Origin of the sequence: Bacillus sp. RAR_M1_44 (assembly GCF_020165935.1) — a bacterium.
In the GTDB taxonomy this organism is placed as follows: Bacteria; Bacillota; Bacilli; order Bacillales; family Bacillaceae; genus Bacillus; species Bacillus altitudinis.
The window spans coordinates 440318-455184 of record NZ_JAIUKX010000002.1 but is presented as its reverse complement, the minus strand read 5'-3'; the positions used below and the strand labels follow the sequence as shown (position 1 = coordinate 455184).

Here is a 14867-nt window from a genome sequence, read left to right as displayed (position 1 = left end):
CCTTAAAATAACCTTAAAAATCAAATATTAAAATATTTGTGAAAAATAGTTAAATGCTAGGTGGCACCCTCTCTTATTCCGACATATGAATAGAGTAGATTCAAAACCTGATGTCGGACAAAGTATAAGGGTACATGTACTGATTTTCCGCATGAAGATAGGGTTTTCAATCAAAAATTTTCATAGAGAGATGAGGGGAGAAGATGAAAGCAGTCATTCTCTGCGGAGGAAAGGGAACGAGAATGAGTGAGGTCACACAAGCGCTTCCTAAACCACTTGCTATGATCGGAGAACGGCCTATTCTATGGCATATTATGAAAATCTATCAGTATTACGGTGTAGACGAGTTTATCTTATTGCTTGGATATAAAGGAGAGAAAATCAAAGAGTATTTTCTCAACTACGACTGGCGGCATCACAGCATGCAGCTGGATATGTCGACAGGGGAAATGAAGCTTTTAGGGAATTCGGAGAATTGGAAAATAACCTTTTTAGATACGGGTGAGAATACGATGACAGGCGGGCGGTTAAAGCAGGTACAGGATTATATTGGTGATGAGACATTTATGATGACGTACGGTGACGGACTTGCCAATATCAATATGTTTCATTTGCTCAAGCGCCATCAAGAGCTTGGAGCAGCTGCCACTGTCACAGGAATTGAAAAGAAATCACAGTACGGCACGCTGAAGGTGTATAACGGGATGGCACAATCCTTCTCTGAGAAGACAGACAGTATGGGGATGATCAATGGAGGATTTTTTGTGTTGTCTCCAAAGGTTTTTGATTATTTAACAGATGATGATCAGTGCGTCTTTGAAGCAGAGCCTCTTCAGAACTTGGCGAATGATGGCGAGCTTGCAGTCTATGAGCACCACGGATTTTGGACAGCAATTGATACGTATAAAAACTTGAAAGAAATCAACGGCATGTGGACTGAAGGAAAACAACCATGGAAGGTTTGGTGACAGCATGAGCGAATTTTGGAATGGGAAAAACGTATTTGTGACCGGGTGTACGGGATTGTTAGGGAGTTACCTCGTCAAGGAATTGATAGATCAAGGAGCAAACGTAACAGGGCTTGTACGTGATCAGGTGCCAAGATCGAACTTATATCAAGGCGGTCAATTTGAAAAGATGAATGTCGTCCAAGGCGCACTTGAGGACATGCAAACGATAGAACGTGCGTTAGGAGAATATGAGATTGATACAGTCTTTCATTTGGCCGCCCAAGCGATTGTTGGGGTCGCAAATCGTCACCCGGTCTCTACATTTGAAGCCAATATTTTAGGAACATGGAATGTGCTGGAGGCATGCAGAAGGCAGCCGCTTATCAAACGAGTGATTGTGGCATCGAGTGATAAAGCATACGGGGATCAAGAGCAGCTTCCTTATGATGAAGACATGCCGCTTAACGGCAAGCATCCATATGATGTGTCAAAAAGCTGTGCAGATTTAATTTCTCACACGTACTACAACACATATGGTCTTCCGGTTTGTATTACGCGCTGCGGTAATTTATATGGAGGCGGGGATTTGAATTTTAACCGAATCATTCCGCAAACCATCCAGCTTGTGTTAGAGGGAAAGGCGCCAGAAATTAGAAGTGACGGAACCTTTATCCGTGATTATTTCTATATTGAAGATGCGGTCAAGGCTTATTTACTCCTAGCTGAAAAAATGGAGGAAAAAGGGCTTGCAGGAGAAGCATTTAACTTTAGTAATGAAATTCAGCTGACCGTGCTTGAGCTCGTTGATAAAATCTTAAAGGCGATGGGCAGTGAACTGAAGCCGTGTATTTTGAATCAAGGAACGCATGAGATTAAGCATCAATATTTATCAGCAGAAAAGGCGAGAAAGCTGCTTGATTGGAAGCCTGATTACTCCATTGATGAAGGGTTAGAAAAGACAATTGAATGGTATCGCGAATTCTTTCAAAAATAGAGGTGTATACAGATGAACAGCATATATTGTACGGTTCTATCAAGTGGAAGACTTTATCAAGCCATTGCGTTTTTCTTATCGTTGAAGCAAGTAGAAGATGATGCTGTCATCAAGACGTTATGTATGGATGATGCTGCATTTGATTTGCTTCATCAAATGAATTTCCCGCATGTCGATCTTGTTCATGTGCGTGAGTTTGAAACGCCGGAGCTTCTAGAGATCAAAAAGGAACGAAATGATTCGGAATATTGCTGGACATTAAAACCGATTTGGATTGAGTGGCTATTTAAGCAGGGCCAGGCGGAGGAAGTGACGTATCTAGATGCGGATTTGTTCTTTTATGAGCGTCCACAAGTGATTTTTCAAAATCAGCCTGATGCCTCTGTGCTTCTATCAAGAGGGGATATTGTCATTCCAAGCTTTGATCCAGAGGAAGTGAAGATGCTTCAGAAACTTTTAGGGCGCTACAATTCAGGCTTCCTCCATTTTAAAGGAGATGAAGCCGGCCGGAAGTGCCTGAGCTGGTGGAAAGAAGAATGTCTAAAGGAATGCAAAAATGCGCCTGGAGAAGGAAAATTTGGCGATCAAGGGTATTTGGATCATATGCCGATGCTGTTTGAAAGAGTAGAAGATATTCAAACAAAGGGTGTGAATATTGGTCACTGGAATTATGGCCAGCATTCTTATCAGGAAGAGAATGGACGTATTTTGCTTGAGGATGGAAGCCCACTCATTTGCTATCATTTTAGTGGTTTTCGGATCTTAAGCAAAGATGATATGCAGCAAATCCATGAAAAAGGAAGAGATGATTTGCCATTTTTCCAAGAGGCCTATCGGGAAGTGCTGCGTCATGTGATTGAATCGGTAGAACAAGTCAATCCGATGTTTAACGGCTATGCCAAACTGGAGGAGGATGGCGCATGAATGAAAAGCCGAAGGTCAGCGTCATTATTCCGAGTTATAATGCGAAAGAGCGTTTAGAAGGGAGCCTCTTTTCCTTAACGCTTCAGGAAACCGATATTCCATTTGAGGTCATTGTTGCTGATAATGGGTCAACGGACGGCACGATGGAAATGCTCGAAAACATTGAGGTGAACTTTCCATTCAAAAAGGTGCGTATTCCTGTCAATCAAGGAATTGCCAAGGGGCGCAATCATGCCATTCGTGAGGCAGAGGGAGACCTCTTAATATTCCATGACAGCGATATGTTGGCAGAGCCCCAATTTATTCAAAAGCACGCAGAGGCACATGCTGATCATGAGGACCGTGTCATTTGCGGTGTATGCTGGAAGCGAATCTACCGTTATTTTTACACCGGTTTTGATAAAGATCATGTGAAGCGATTAAAAAAACAAGGGCTGTATCAGCGGAAAATGAAAGACAAAACGTCTCTTGTGTCGATGGAGGAAATAAAAAACGGCGCATTTCTAGAGAGAAGCTTCGACTTGCAGTCCGAATTTATTGATATTCTGAAAGACATTTTAAACACGTACGACTATGATTTAAGTTCTTATCAATTGCCGTGGCGATTTTTTATCACAAATAACTCTTCCGTCAAGCGAAAGCATGTCATGGAACTAGGGATGTTTGATGAAAAAATCGTTCGATACGGGTTTGAGGATTATGATTTAGGCATTCGTCTGCATCAGCTTGGCCTCTCATTTGAGCTGCGTGAGGATATTTTAAGTGTGCATCAGGAACATCCAAGTAATTTAACGTCATTCGATGACATCAAATATAACATTTTGTATATGTGCGAGAAGTACAACAATATTGATTCGATTGATGTTCATTTGGCTTTCTCTGGACCATTTTCTCATACCGTGACAAATGATATCGTGAAAGACATTCGCCAGCTGCGTAAGAATGCAGCATATGATGATCTGCTCGCTTATTTTTTGGAGCTGCTTCATATGATCACAGAGCGGAATGTGGGCATTAAACGTGATCAAAAGGACGTGCTGACGGCAAAGCATTTCCCTTTGAAAAAGCTGTCAGAGACGGCCAAACTTGCCAAGCAGGAACATGGATGCACGGTGCTGGCAGAAGCCATTCAAGGGCTCACAAAAGAGCTGCTGCATGTTGACTTGTTCCAAGTGGATGTGTTGTAGATGGCATCCTATCATTTCACAACCATTGTGTCGAATACCCATGTATTTAAGCTGCTGGCGCTGATTCATTCACTTGAACAGACGGCTCAATCATACAAACTTTCTGTCTTATGTGCTGATCCTTTGGCTTACAAGGTGTTAAGTCAGTTTCCTCATCCACATGTCCAATATGAACAGCTTGAAGATGTGGAAGATGATTCGCTGCGAAAAGCAAAGGCGGATCGTACGTTCCACGAGTATTGCTGGACGCTTAAGCCTGCGTTTCTACTCAAAATTCTTGAGTCCTCTGATGCAGATTATCTCGCTCATTTGGATACGGATTTGTATTTTTATCATGATCCAGAGGCGATATTTGCAGAAAATCCACTCGCTCATGTATTTTTGACAGATCATATGAATTCCAAGCGATTCTATCACTTTTATGAATTATCCGGCCGTTTTAATACTGGCTTTGTAGGCTGTCGAAACACAGATGTGGCCAAACGGGCTGTGACGCAGTGGAAAGAGAACTGCATTGCGCACTGTACAGTAGAAATGGATACGGAAAAAAAGACATATGGTGATCAGCGGTATGTTGAAAGATGGGTCGATGATTTTGAGGGTGTCCATGTGGTGGCATCTAAAGGTGCCAATGCAGCGATTTGGAATATTGAAAACTATAAGCTCTCCGTTGTGAAAGGAGATATGTATCTCGACGAATGTCCACTGCTGTTCTATCATTTTTCTGCCTTTACGATCATTGATGAAAAGAACTTTAATCTGAATTGGTATTACTATATGACAGAACAAAAGCTGGTGAATCACTTGTATATTCCGTATGCGGTCTTGGTTCACAAAAAAATCAAACAGGTGCAGGAAATCTTTCCTGATTTTCAGCAAGGATTTATTGCGAAGAAACATGTTCCCGACACACATTTTTATGAGATATGAAAAAAACCGCTCAGTAAATGAGCGGTTCCAGCTTGTAGACAAAGTCTACAAGCTTTTTTGTATAATAAGGGTAATAACACAATTCTGTGGGGGATGAACATGTTATCGAAACGTGAAGAAGAAAGAAGAAATCAATTAGAAGTAGTGGCCTTAGATGAATTAGTGCCTGAAGATCATCTTGTACGAAAAATTGATCAAGCGATCGACTTTGATTTCGTTTATGATCTTGTCAAAGATCATTATAGTTCTGACAACGGTAGACCAAGTGTTGATCCCGTTGTTCTCATTAAGATGGTCTTAATTCAATATCTATTTGGCATTCGCTCTATGCGGCAAACCATTAGAGAAATTGAAACCAACGTGGCTTATCGTTGGTTTATTGGATATGGATTTTCCGAGAAAATCCCGCACTTTTCTACCTTCGGTAAAAACTACGTGAGGCGCTTCCATGATACAGATTTATTCGAACAAATTTTTTACCGAATCTTAAGAGAAGCGATGAAAAAAGGACTCGTTGACCCTTCTATTGCCTTCATTGACTCCACTCATGTAAAAGCGAATGCCAATAAGAAAAAACTTGAAAAGAAAATCGTTCGAGTAGAGACGAGAAGTTATCAAAATCAGCTTCATGAGGAGATCAATATTGACCGTGAAGAACATGGAAAAAAGCCTTTACCCCTACAGAATAAAGAAGAGACAAAAGAAATCAAAGTAAGTACGACTGATCCAGAGAGTGGTTACTATGTGAAGGATGAGCGAGAAAAATCATTTGCCTATTCATTTCATACGGCTTGTGATTCTAAAGGATTTATTTTAGGATCACTGGTCACAGGTGGAAATGTTCATGATAGTCGTATGTTGGATTCACTCGTATTAAAGGTGACAGAAAAAGTCGGAAAACCAAATGTAGTCGCAGTAGATGCAGGATATAAAACACCTTACATCGCTAAGTTTTTAATGGATCAAGAGATAAGACCTGTCATGCCTTACACTCGTCCAAGAACAAAAGCTGGTTACTTGAAAAAGAATGAATATGTGTATGATGCATATTTTGATTGTTACATTTGCCCCAACGGGCAAATTCTCTCTTATCGTACAACGACTAGAGAAGGCTATAAGCAATATGCATCTGATTCAGAGGTATGTAAATCCTGCTCGTTTTTAAATAACTGTACACAAAGTCAAAATCACACTAAACAAATTCATCGGCATATTTGGCAGGACTATCTAGATGAAGCAGACCATCTGAGGCTGACACAAATGAATAAAGACATCTATGCAAAACGGAAAGAAACAATAGAACGCGTTTTTGCGGATGCAAAAGAAAAGCATGGTATGCGTTGGACGAAACTTCGAGGACTGAAAAAAGTTTCAATGCAGGCGATGCTTACTTTCGCTGCCATGAATCTTAAAAAGCTAGCAAACTGGACATGGAAAGAGCCATGTCCAGCGTAAAACACATAATGTTTTTATCAAAAAATGTGAAAACCCCACTTTTACTTGAAGTAAAGGTGGGGTTTGTCTACGGTCTGAAACCGCTCAGTAAATGAGCGGTTCTTCATTTTACGATTCATTCCATTTCGCTATGGTCTGATCGCTTGGCAGTAAGAAGGCTAGGATGCCTAATATCGGTAAAAAGGCGACACCGATCATGGTAGGCGTTAAACCGACTGCATCAATTAATGAGCCGAGGGCAACGGATCCAATCGCTCCCATACCAAACGCAAGTCCAACAGTTAAACCAGACATTGTGCCAATTTTCCCGGGAAATAGTTCTTGGGCATAGACCACGGTGACAGAGAAGCTTGAAGTCAGAATGACCCCAATAAGTCCAAGTAAAACATAAGCAACAACTGGTCCGGCAAATGGGAGAAGCAGGGCAAGCGGAAAGGATGCTAATAAAGAAATTAAAATGACGGTTTTCTTGCCGAAGCGGTCTGCAAGCGGCCCGCCTAAAAATGTCCCAATCGCACCTAATATAAGAAATAAGAAAATATAAGTTTGTGATTCTTTAATCGTCAAACCATATTGCTCAATCGCATAAAACGCATAGAAATTCGAGATCGCATTTCCATACCAAGAACGTGCGAAAATAAGAAAGACGATAATGCCAAGTGCTGTGAGCGCTGATTTGCGGTGAAGTTCAGATCTTGCTGCTTTTGCAGGCGCTTTTTTCGCTTGTGCTCGAATGGTTTGAAGTCTTCCTGCGTACCATCTCGAAATATAAAGAAGGAAACCGACAGCAATCATTCCAACAATCGTAAACCAAGCCACACCTGGCTGACCGAGAGGGACGAGCATGAATGCAGCGATTAGCGGAGCAAAGGCTTGACCTGTATTTCCACCGACTTGATAGATGGATTGAGCAAGACCGCGTCTAGGACCAGCTGCCATGTTGGCAACCCGTGAGCCTTCTGGATGGAAAATCGCAGAGCCGAGTCCAATAAAGACGACGCACAGCAGGATGGTCGCAAATGATGGCGCAAACGCAAGGCCGAAAATGCCGACAGCACTTGAAAATAATGCGATAGGCAGTGCATAGGGCATCGGCCGTTTATCTGTGTACCACCCGATCGCAGGCTGCATGACAGAGGAGACCATATTTAATGTAAAGGCGATTAGCCCTAATTGAGTAAAGGTCAGCCCCATTGAGCGTTCTAAAATAGGGAACATGGCAGGAATCACGGCTTGCAATGTGTCGTTGAGCATATGGCAAATACCAATAATCAATAAAATAGGATAAACCGTTGAACCGGTGACCGCTTTTTGAGGTTTATCCTTTGTTTGAGCAGCAATAGCCAATGAGACTTCCTCCTTTCATTCAACTTGTTTCTTTTTTCATTCTCCTCATTTTATTCATAAGGTGAACTATAAAACAATAGCAAATTGTCATGATTTAGAAAAAAAGAGACACATGCGCTTGATGGAGCGTGTGTCTCTAAAGGGTTATTTATAGAAAGAAGCGATGACAGGCTTCATTTTTTGAATGACAAGTCCACTGCCTCCACGGTTTTTCACACCTTCAATCATACCGACGAGGACATAATCTTCTTTTTTAGGATTAAAAGCAAGTAAAAATCCATTTTCAGTACCGTCTGTCGCACCTTGTTTGCTCTTTAGTTCCGCTGTTCCCGTTTTAGCGGCTATATCAGCCCCTTTTATTTGCAACGAGTGAGCGGTTCCGTTTGAATTGGTGACGACTTGAGTGAGTGCGTCCTTCACCGTATTTGCTGTATCTTCTTTGATGATCTGTTTTGGTGATGCTGTTTTTTCATCCTGAATGACTCGAGGGTACACAAGCTTTCCTCCTGTTGCAAATGGAGAATAGGCATGTACTTGTTCAATTGGTGACATGAGTAATTCTCCTTGGCCATATGCTGAGTCGGCAAGTAAGATGTCTGATTTGATTCCGTCGTTAGACACTTGTGCCGGTTTCATTGTAAACGGCATGTTTAAATCATCACCAAACCCAAATGTTTTCACTTTTTTCTCGTAAGTATCTTTGCCGATTTCAAGGGCTTCCTGTCCAAAATAAATATTATCTGAGTACACGAGGGCATCGACCATATTGACTTGTTCTTTGTCATGAACCCGTGTAATGCGATAATTTCCCCAAGATTGATCCTTCTGCCATTTCAGTCCATGAATGGTGCGTACTTTATTAGGCTTTGTGACACCTGTTTCCAGTCCAATCGCTGCTGTAATGGTTTTGAATGTAGATCCTGGTGCATATCTGCTCGCATATCGAGCTTGGAATGGGAGATCAGGATTTTCACTGTATGCTTGATATTGTTTAGGCGTGATCCCGTTGGTCATTAAATTGACATCGTAAGAAGGGGTGCTAACAAGCGCTAATAAATCACCTGATGATGGGTTCATAATGGTGACAGCCCCTTTTTCACCTTTCAGCTGTTGATAGGCTTTTTTCTGTAAAGATGCATCAATGGTCAGCTTGACTGTTTTTCCGTCTTTTCGGTCTGTTTTTTGCAATGTTTCTTCAATACCTGTTTCATCATGGATAATGAGGATGCTTCCGCCATCTTGTCCTCTTAAGTTCTTGTCAAATGTGAATTCAAGGCCGGTTTTGCCGATGATTTGGTCCGCCTTTAAAGCTGGATTTCTTTTGATATCATCCGCATTTGCTTTTCCCACATAGCCTGTCAGGTGAGCAGCGGCTTCGTTATATGGATAGTAGCGCATTTCCTTCGTTTGATAGGTGACGCCATTTATGTCTTTTGGAATCGGCTTTTGCTCTAACATAGACTTTAGCGGGACAAATGTGTCATCTGTGACCCATGCTTGTTTCAGCTGATTTTGAATCAGCTCTTCATCTATATCAAAAGCGCTGCTGATTTTTTTGATGTTGCTTTCTTTTTCCGTACCTGTCCCGAGCTTTCCAGGGATGATGCCAAGTGCGTGTCCACCAGTTGTTTCTGCTAACGTGCGCCCTTTTCGATCTACAATATTTCCGCGTACCGCAGGATCCGTTGTCACTTTGATGGTGTCACCCGTTTCCATTTGCGGGAAGATGAGATTTGGTTTCCAATCTACTTTCCACTTGTTATCCTCTTCGGAGAGAACGCCCTTGTAAGAGAGTTTGTTCAGTTTTCCAAGTGACGTTTTCATCGTGACTTCATAGGTGAATTGATACCCATTTCCTTTGTCCTGTTTTTCTACGTTGACGTTTGAGACGTTTAGATCACTTGCACCAATGCCGCTAAAGATCTTATCGTATTTTTCGGCAAGTTGTTTTTTAGAAAAGTCACTGGCTTTCAGAGAGCCACTTGTGACCTCATCTGCCAGTTTCGTGAATTCTTTTTTCTCCAGATGTTTCGTAAAGGATTCAGCGGCTTTCAGCGCCTCTTTTTCTTTTGAGAAAAGCGAATCTTTTAAGAAAAAGAGAGCAGCAGCAATCACGATGATGCTAAGAAGGGGAATGATGACTTTTTTCTGTTTCCAAAATGATTTTCGTTGATCTGTATACAATGAAAACACCTCAATTTTTGATTAGATCCTCTATAGTTTACAGTTACTGTGTAGGATTTGTATAGTTTCTCCTATGAAAATAGACCAAGACATGAAGTGGAAATATGAATTAAGACACAGTTGCTGCTTAAGGATCTCTTCATTTTTTCTTATGATTTAAAGGATTTTTTATGTGATCATCGAATGTGAAAAATTAGAAAAATTTTAAAAGCGTTTTCATGAAGGGGGAATTGAGATCGTTTATAAAAAAGTGAATCTAACTGGACTTGTTCTTGGACCAATCTTCTTTTTGCTTATTTTTTTGCTCATTCCAGAAAGTGAATTGACCTATGCAGCGAGAGTGGTACTTGGCATCACAGCATGGACTGCGACATGGTGGGTCACAGAAGCTTTGCCTATACCGGCGACCTCTTTATTGCCCATCATCCTTTTGCCTACACTTGGCGGGCTATCGATGGAGCAAACATCAAGAGCTTATGGAGACCCGATTGTTTTTATGTACATGGGTGGATTTATGATTGCCATTGCTATTGAAAAATGGAATTTACATAGAAGAATGGCCTTACATATTTTAAACATCATTGGCACAAGAAGTGACCGCATTGTATTAGGGGTTATGATAGCAACGGCCTTTTTATCTATGTGGATTTCAAATGCAGCCACAGCACTGATGATGCTGCCGGTGGCACTGGCTGTGATTAAAGAGGTGAAAGCGAACGATATTTTGTCAGGTGCATCTCTTGACCGATTCAGTAAAAGCATCCTATTATCGGTCGCTTATTCAGCCTCTATTGGCGGACTGGCGACACTCGTTGGGTCTGTACCAAATGCTGTTTTTGCGGCGATGTCAAAAAAGCTGTTAGATCGAGAAATTATGTTTTTTGAATGGTTTTTGTTTGGTTTTCCGGTGGCGGCTGTTCTGCTTATTCTCTTATTTCTGTATTTGACCAAGATACAGTTCAAGGTAGAGCACACAGGGGAAATGGGAGCAGCGTTTATACGGAAGGGTTTAGAGGATTTAGGCAAAATGAAACAAGAAGAAAAATGGGTTTTTGCTATTTTTCTTATGACGGCTTTTTTATGGATCTTTAAAATCTTTTTGTTTGGCGGGCTTCCTGTCTCGGATACGTCGATCGCAATTTTTGGGGCGATGCTGTTATTTCTCATTCCAGCCACAAATGGAGAGAGAATACTAGAATGGCAGGATATGAAGCAGTTGCCATGGGGGCTTTTGCTTTTGTTTGGAGGCGGGCTTTCGCTCGCTACAGGATTTGCGGAAACGAATCTAACAGGATGGATCGGGGAAAATTTACAGCATTTAAATGGGCTGTCTTACCTCATGCTGCTGATTATTTTAACGGCTTCAATTTTATTTATGACCGAAATTATGTCTAATACAGCAGTTGCGAACATGATCATTCCAATTACAGTAGGGCTTGGACTTGCAATTGGCATGGAGCCGTACGGCTTAATGGCTGCGGCTGCGTTAGCTTCCTCATGTGCGTTTATGCTGCCAATTTCCACACCGCCAAATGCGGCTGTCTTTAGTGCAGATGTGCTGAAAATATCTGATATGGTCAAGGCTGGTTTTTGGCTAAATGTGATCAGTATTGTAGCGATTGTGCTTGCGGTTTATTTCTGGCTTCCGGTCGTGCTGAGATGAAGACTTTGATCGAATGGAGACTTTTGGTGTTTTTGTTTCTTTTGGCTTCGGTACTGAAGCTGCCTTTTTGAGGTGCGGGTCCTTTGGCGTGTAATAGGTGGCTCCAATGTTGAGTCTGCCTTTAAGCTGATCAATGGAAAGCTCACCAAACTCTAAATGGTAGTCAATTTTGTCCACATGCAGTGATTCAATGTGAATGTGCGTATCCTCCGAGACAGGCGGAGCAGGTGCAGACATTTTCTGCTCAAGAGCGGTGAGTCTTTTTTCCAGCTCGACGACAGAGGGGGATGGACTGGCTTCGGTTTTTTTAAAGAGTGATTGAATGAAATGTTTCAAGTGGACCACAACCTTTTCTTTCGCCTTGCTCTAGTCTATGGAAAAGCTACCAAGTATATACTTATAGAGATACATGAAAGGGGAGAAGGGCATGCTGCCTACACGCATTCAGATTACCCATATGAAGACGAATACGATTGGTACAGGGTCCTCGATGACATTCGGTTCGACGATCGTACGAAATCACTGCTCGACGATCAAAAGAAACAATGGTTTTGGTGAACAAAATGCCGATGGCGTGATCACGATCTTGCCGATTGAAACGATTGATGATCGTGATCTAATAGACGCAGTCAGTATCAATATTCGTCATCTATGATTATCGCAGTTGCTTTTCCTTCATCCTTTTGCAAGCGAATGTATAGTACGCCGTCTTTAAAGGCCGCATTCATTTGACCAAGAATCATATCTGGGAGCCGAATTTTTCTTTCAAACGGACCATACTTTCCTTGTTTTTGGCGAAAATCCTGTTCGTTAAAAAAGGAAAAACGCTGTCCTTTTACAACTAAATATTCACCATATGACAGCACCTGAACATCTTCCTTCCGGTAGCCAGGCAGATAAATTAAGTACTGAAATTCAGTAGGGGTTTCCACAATGTCGACTGGTGGAAACGATGAATCTGTTCCTCGCTGATCTTGCTGCGAGAATGTAAAGGGAGACGGACCATTTGCCATAAAGGGAGATCTTTGCTCATCATCAAATATCATTTTCCAAAAATCATCTCCATGCATTTGCTGGGCAATGTCCATCCACTGCTTCATTTTTTCGAAGTCCATGTGAAGACCTCCTGTTAACATACTTGATGGGTGCTCGCATATACCTATAAAAAGGAGGTTTATCTGTGGTTCAACCAACTCCGTATATCAATATTAATATTTTCATGTTAAAAATTAATTCCTTTGAAAATGCGTCGGCGGTGAATGTCGGACAAAATTTGTTAGCAGAGTGGCAAAACTCAGATAAAAAAAATCAGGGGTACGGACAGAATTTTGGAGATGCCAGCGGTTTTGTCGGAACAAAGAGCCATGTAGATGATCGAGATCAAGTGGACTCACCTGCCTCTTTTTCGCCAGCAGCTAAACCTATTCCAAGGAAGTGATGTGTGATGTTATTCTCACCCTCAGTCGTCAATGTCGGTGCTTTTAAAATCAATGCAATGGATCGGGGGGCATCACTGACGCTAGGACCTTATCAGCAGATCGATTATTTTCTCTCGATGAAATTGAACCAGGGTTTTGGTGAGGACAATGGAGATTGTTCACCGCTTGTCATTCCGATTTCAAGCGTACTCGATCCAGATATGGTGGACTCGAATTCAGTGAAAAACAGTGTGATTTAAACAAAAAAAGAGACCGGGATTCCCCGTGTCTCTTTTCTATTGTGTTTGATTCAGATGGCTTTTGCGTCTTGCGTAGGTAAAATACACAACGACACCAATGGCTACCCAGATGAGGAAGGCTCGCCATGTCTCCCATTTCAGTGTGGCAGCCAAGATCATACAAATGACCGCACTAATGATGGGAAGAACAGGAACAAAGGGTACTTTAAACGCTGTTTTCATATTCGGATGTTTTTTCCGGAGTATGATCACAGCGATCGAGATCACCGTAAAGGCTGCAAGTGTACCGATGCTGACTAAATTAGCAAGTGTTGATAAGTTGACGAAACCAACGATACATGCCGCAACAGCGCCTGTCAGCCAAGTGTTGGCAACCGGTGTCTTCGATTTTGGATGAACGTTTGAAAAGATTTTTGGCATGAGTCCATCTCGGCTCATGGCAAAGGTTAAACGAACCTGAGCGTAGACAAGTGCAATTAACACGGTCGTAATCCCAATAATAGCACCTGCCGATATAATACCAGCGACACTATTCAGTCCAACCACTTGTAAAGCAAAAGCGACAGGGTCACTGACATTCAGTTTCGTATAGTGAACCATGCCGGTTAAGACAAAGGACACCCCGATGTATAAAATTGTACAAACACCGAGCGCGCCAATAATTCCGATTGGCATCGCTTTTTGCGGGTTTTTGACTTCTTCTGATGCATTAGCGATTGCATCAAATCCAAGGTAAGCAAAAAAGACAGTTGCCGCTCCTGCAATCACGCCATGGAAGCCCATTGGCATAAAAGGTGTCCAATTTTCAGGTTTAACGTAAGCAAAGCCTGAAATGATAAAGAGGAGGACAATGGCAATTTTGATGAGCACAATGATGTTATTCAGCTTCGTGCTCTCTTTTACGCCTCTTGAGACAATAAAGGTAATGAGTAAAATAATGAGTGCGCCTGGCAGGTTGAAGATGGCCCCATCAGCGGCTCCGGGTGCAGCCGATAAAGCCTTCGGTATGTGCAGACCAAATCCACTCAGCAGTGATTGAAAATAGGATGACCATCCGCTTGCCACAGCAGAGAGCGCAACAACATATTCAAGCATTAAATCCCAGCCCATTAAAAAGGCGAGGAATTCTCCAAGTGTTGCGTAAGAATACGTATAGACACTTCCTGACACTGGAATGGACGAGGAAAATTCAGCGTAGCAAAAAGCAGCAAGGGCGCATGCGATCGCAGCCAAAATAAAAGATATAATAATCGCAGGTCCCGCATCTTTCGCAGCCGCAACCCCCGTTATCACAAAAATTCCAGTCCCGACCACACAGCCAATGCCAAGCAAGATTAAATCAAATGTATTCAAAGAACGGCTCAGCCGCTTCGTTTGACTTTCAAGCATGAGCTGGTCGAGAGACTTTTTTCTAAATAAAGAACTCATGTTGACCTCCTAATGGATAAATCTTTTCGTAAGACGAATGTTAGTATATGCGTAAATGACAATTTAGTCAATTGGTTGAAAAACGCTTTAAATCACTAAAGTATTAAATGTCACAAAAGTCTAATGT

15 protein-coding genes are annotated in these 14867 nt (G+C 41.9%); 10 read left to right on the top strand and 5 right to left on the bottom strand.

What is annotated here, in order from left to right; all coding sequences use genetic code 11:
• The first annotated feature begins 203 nt into the window (after window positions 1-203).
• The 6 genes from rfbF to LCD34_RS15810 all read left to right on the top strand — a co-directional run bounded on the left by rfbF (window position 204) and on the right by LCD34_RS15810 (window position 6440).
• A complete protein-coding gene (gene rfbF, locus LCD34_RS15835) occupies window positions 204-968 on the top strand; it encodes a glucose-1-phosphate cytidylyltransferase (RefSeq protein WP_224559734.1) in 765 nt (254 codons plus the stop codon).
• Window positions 969-972: 4 nt separating this feature from the next.
• On the top strand, window positions 973-1944 hold the full coding sequence (locus tag LCD34_RS15830) for a GDP-mannose 4,6-dehydratase (protein ID WP_224559733.1): 972 nt from the start codon (window positions 973-975) through the stop codon (window positions 1942-1944).
• 12 nt (window positions 1945-1956) lie between these two features.
• Window positions 1957-2868, top strand: coding sequence for a putative nucleotide-diphospho-sugar transferase (locus LCD34_RS15825; protein ID WP_224559732.1), 912 nt, complete (start codon window positions 1957-1959; stop codon window positions 2866-2868).
• Window positions 2865-4055, top strand: coding sequence for a glycosyltransferase family 2 protein (locus LCD34_RS15820; protein WP_019743933.1), 1191 nt, complete (start codon window positions 2865-2867; stop codon window positions 4053-4055). The genes LCD34_RS15825 and LCD34_RS15820 overlap by 4 nt, the downstream gene beginning before the upstream one ends.
• On the top strand, window positions 4056-4985 hold the full coding sequence (locus LCD34_RS15815; RefSeq protein WP_224559731.1) for a putative nucleotide-diphospho-sugar transferase: 930 nt from the start codon (window positions 4056-4058) through the stop codon (window positions 4983-4985).
• A gap of 99 nt (window positions 4986-5084) precedes the next feature.
• A complete protein-coding gene (locus tag LCD34_RS15810) occupies window positions 5085-6440 on the top strand; it encodes an IS1182 family transposase (RefSeq protein WP_212047576.1) in 1356 nt (451 codons plus the stop codon).
• 108 nt (window positions 6441-6548) lie between these two features.
• Here the strand turns inward: LCD34_RS15810 and LCD34_RS15805 are convergent, their stop codons facing one another.
• Entirely contained in the window at window positions 6549-7787 is a 1239-nt protein-coding gene (locus tag LCD34_RS15805) for an MFS transporter (protein WP_224559730.1), read from the bottom strand.
• Between the two features lie 144 nt (window positions 7788-7931).
• Window positions 7932-9971 carry a penicillin-binding transpeptidase domain-containing protein gene (locus LCD34_RS15800; protein WP_224559729.1) on the bottom strand — a complete coding sequence of 680 codons (2040 nt, stop codon included), beginning with the start codon at window positions 9969-9971 and terminating at the stop codon, window positions 7932-7934.
• 250 nt (window positions 9972-10221) lie between these two features.
• On the opposite strand from LCD34_RS15800, the gene LCD34_RS15795 reads away from it, so the two are divergent.
• Entirely contained in the window at window positions 10222-11634 is a 1413-nt protein-coding gene (locus LCD34_RS15795) for an SLC13 family permease (protein WP_083693062.1), read from the top strand.
• Here LCD34_RS15795 and LCD34_RS15790 read toward each other — a convergent pair.
• On the bottom strand, window positions 11566-11979 hold the full coding sequence (locus LCD34_RS15790; RefSeq protein ID WP_224559728.1) for a hypothetical protein: 414 nt from the start codon (window positions 11977-11979) through the stop codon (window positions 11566-11568). The genes LCD34_RS15795 and LCD34_RS15790 overlap by 69 nt on opposite strands.
• An 82-nt stretch (window positions 11980-12061) precedes the next feature.
• Between LCD34_RS15790 and LCD34_RS15785 the strand changes: the two genes are divergently transcribed.
• The gene (locus LCD34_RS15785) at window positions 12062-12289 is read left to right on the top strand and encodes a hypothetical protein (protein WP_017360415.1); all 228 of its coding nucleotides are present in this window, start codon (window positions 12062-12064) and stop codon (window positions 12287-12289) included.
• Here the strand turns inward: LCD34_RS15785 and LCD34_RS15780 are convergent.
• On the bottom strand, window positions 12270-12749 hold the full coding sequence (locus LCD34_RS15780; RefSeq protein ID WP_144684845.1) for an Hsp20/alpha crystallin family protein: 480 nt from the start codon (window positions 12747-12749) through the stop codon (window positions 12270-12272). The two genes, LCD34_RS15785 and LCD34_RS15780, sit on opposite strands and share 20 nt — an antisense overlap.
• A 65-nt stretch (window positions 12750-12814) precedes the next feature.
• Here LCD34_RS15780 and LCD34_RS15775 point away from each other — a divergent pair, with 65 nt between their 5' ends.
• Entirely contained in the window at window positions 12815-13072 is a 258-nt protein-coding gene (locus LCD34_RS15775) for a hypothetical protein (protein ID WP_008344180.1), read from the top strand.
• A 6-nt stretch (window positions 13073-13078) separates the two neighbouring features.
• Window positions 13079-13312: a hypothetical protein gene (locus tag LCD34_RS15770; RefSeq protein WP_008344178.1), complete on the top strand. Its 234-nt coding sequence runs from the start codon at window positions 13079-13081 to the stop codon at window positions 13310-13312.
• Window positions 13313-13348: 36 nt separating this feature from the next.
• Here LCD34_RS15770 and LCD34_RS15765 read toward each other — a convergent pair whose 3' ends face one another.
• Complete coding sequence (locus tag LCD34_RS15765; RefSeq protein ID WP_008344176.1) at window positions 13349-14740, bottom strand: amino acid permease; 1392 nt, start codon at window positions 14738-14740, stop codon at window positions 13349-13351.
• Window positions 14741-14867: the final 127 nt, after the last annotated feature.

What these genes read in the sequence shown, in the direction of transcription:
- LCD34_RS15765 (WP_008344176.1), bottom strand. Translation starts at nt 14,740, where the DNA reads ATGAGTTCTTTATTTAGAAAAAAGTCTCTCGACCAGCTCATGCTTGAA.
- LCD34_RS15820 (WP_019743933.1), top strand. Translation starts at nt 2,865, where the DNA reads ATGAATGAAAAGCCGAAGGTCAGCGTCATTATTCCGAGTTATAATGCG.
- LCD34_RS15810 (WP_212047576.1), top strand. Translation starts at nt 5,085, where the DNA reads ATGTTATCGAAACGTGAAGAAGAAAGAAGAAATCAATTAGAAGTAGTG.
- LCD34_RS15770 (WP_008344178.1), top strand. Translation starts at nt 13,079, where the DNA reads ATGTTATTCTCACCCTCAGTCGTCAATGTCGGTGCTTTTAAAATCAAT.
- LCD34_RS15780 (WP_144684845.1), bottom strand. Translation starts at nt 12,749, where the DNA reads ATGGACTTCGAAAAAATGAAGCAGTGGATGGACATTGCCCAGCAAATG.
- LCD34_RS15785 (WP_017360415.1), top strand. Translation starts at nt 12,062, where the DNA reads ATGCTGCCTACACGCATTCAGATTACCCATATGAAGACGAATACGATT.
- LCD34_RS15830 (WP_224559733.1), top strand. Translation starts at nt 973, where the DNA reads ATGAGCGAATTTTGGAATGGGAAAAACGTATTTGTGACCGGGTGTACG.
- LCD34_RS15815 (WP_224559731.1), top strand. Translation starts at nt 4,056, where the DNA reads ATGGCATCCTATCATTTCACAACCATTGTGTCGAATACCCATGTATTT.
- rfbF (WP_224559734.1), top strand. Translation starts at nt 204, where the DNA reads ATGAAAGCAGTCATTCTCTGCGGAGGAAAGGGAACGAGAATGAGTGAG.
- LCD34_RS15825 (WP_224559732.1), top strand. Translation starts at nt 1,957, where the DNA reads ATGAACAGCATATATTGTACGGTTCTATCAAGTGGAAGACTTTATCAA.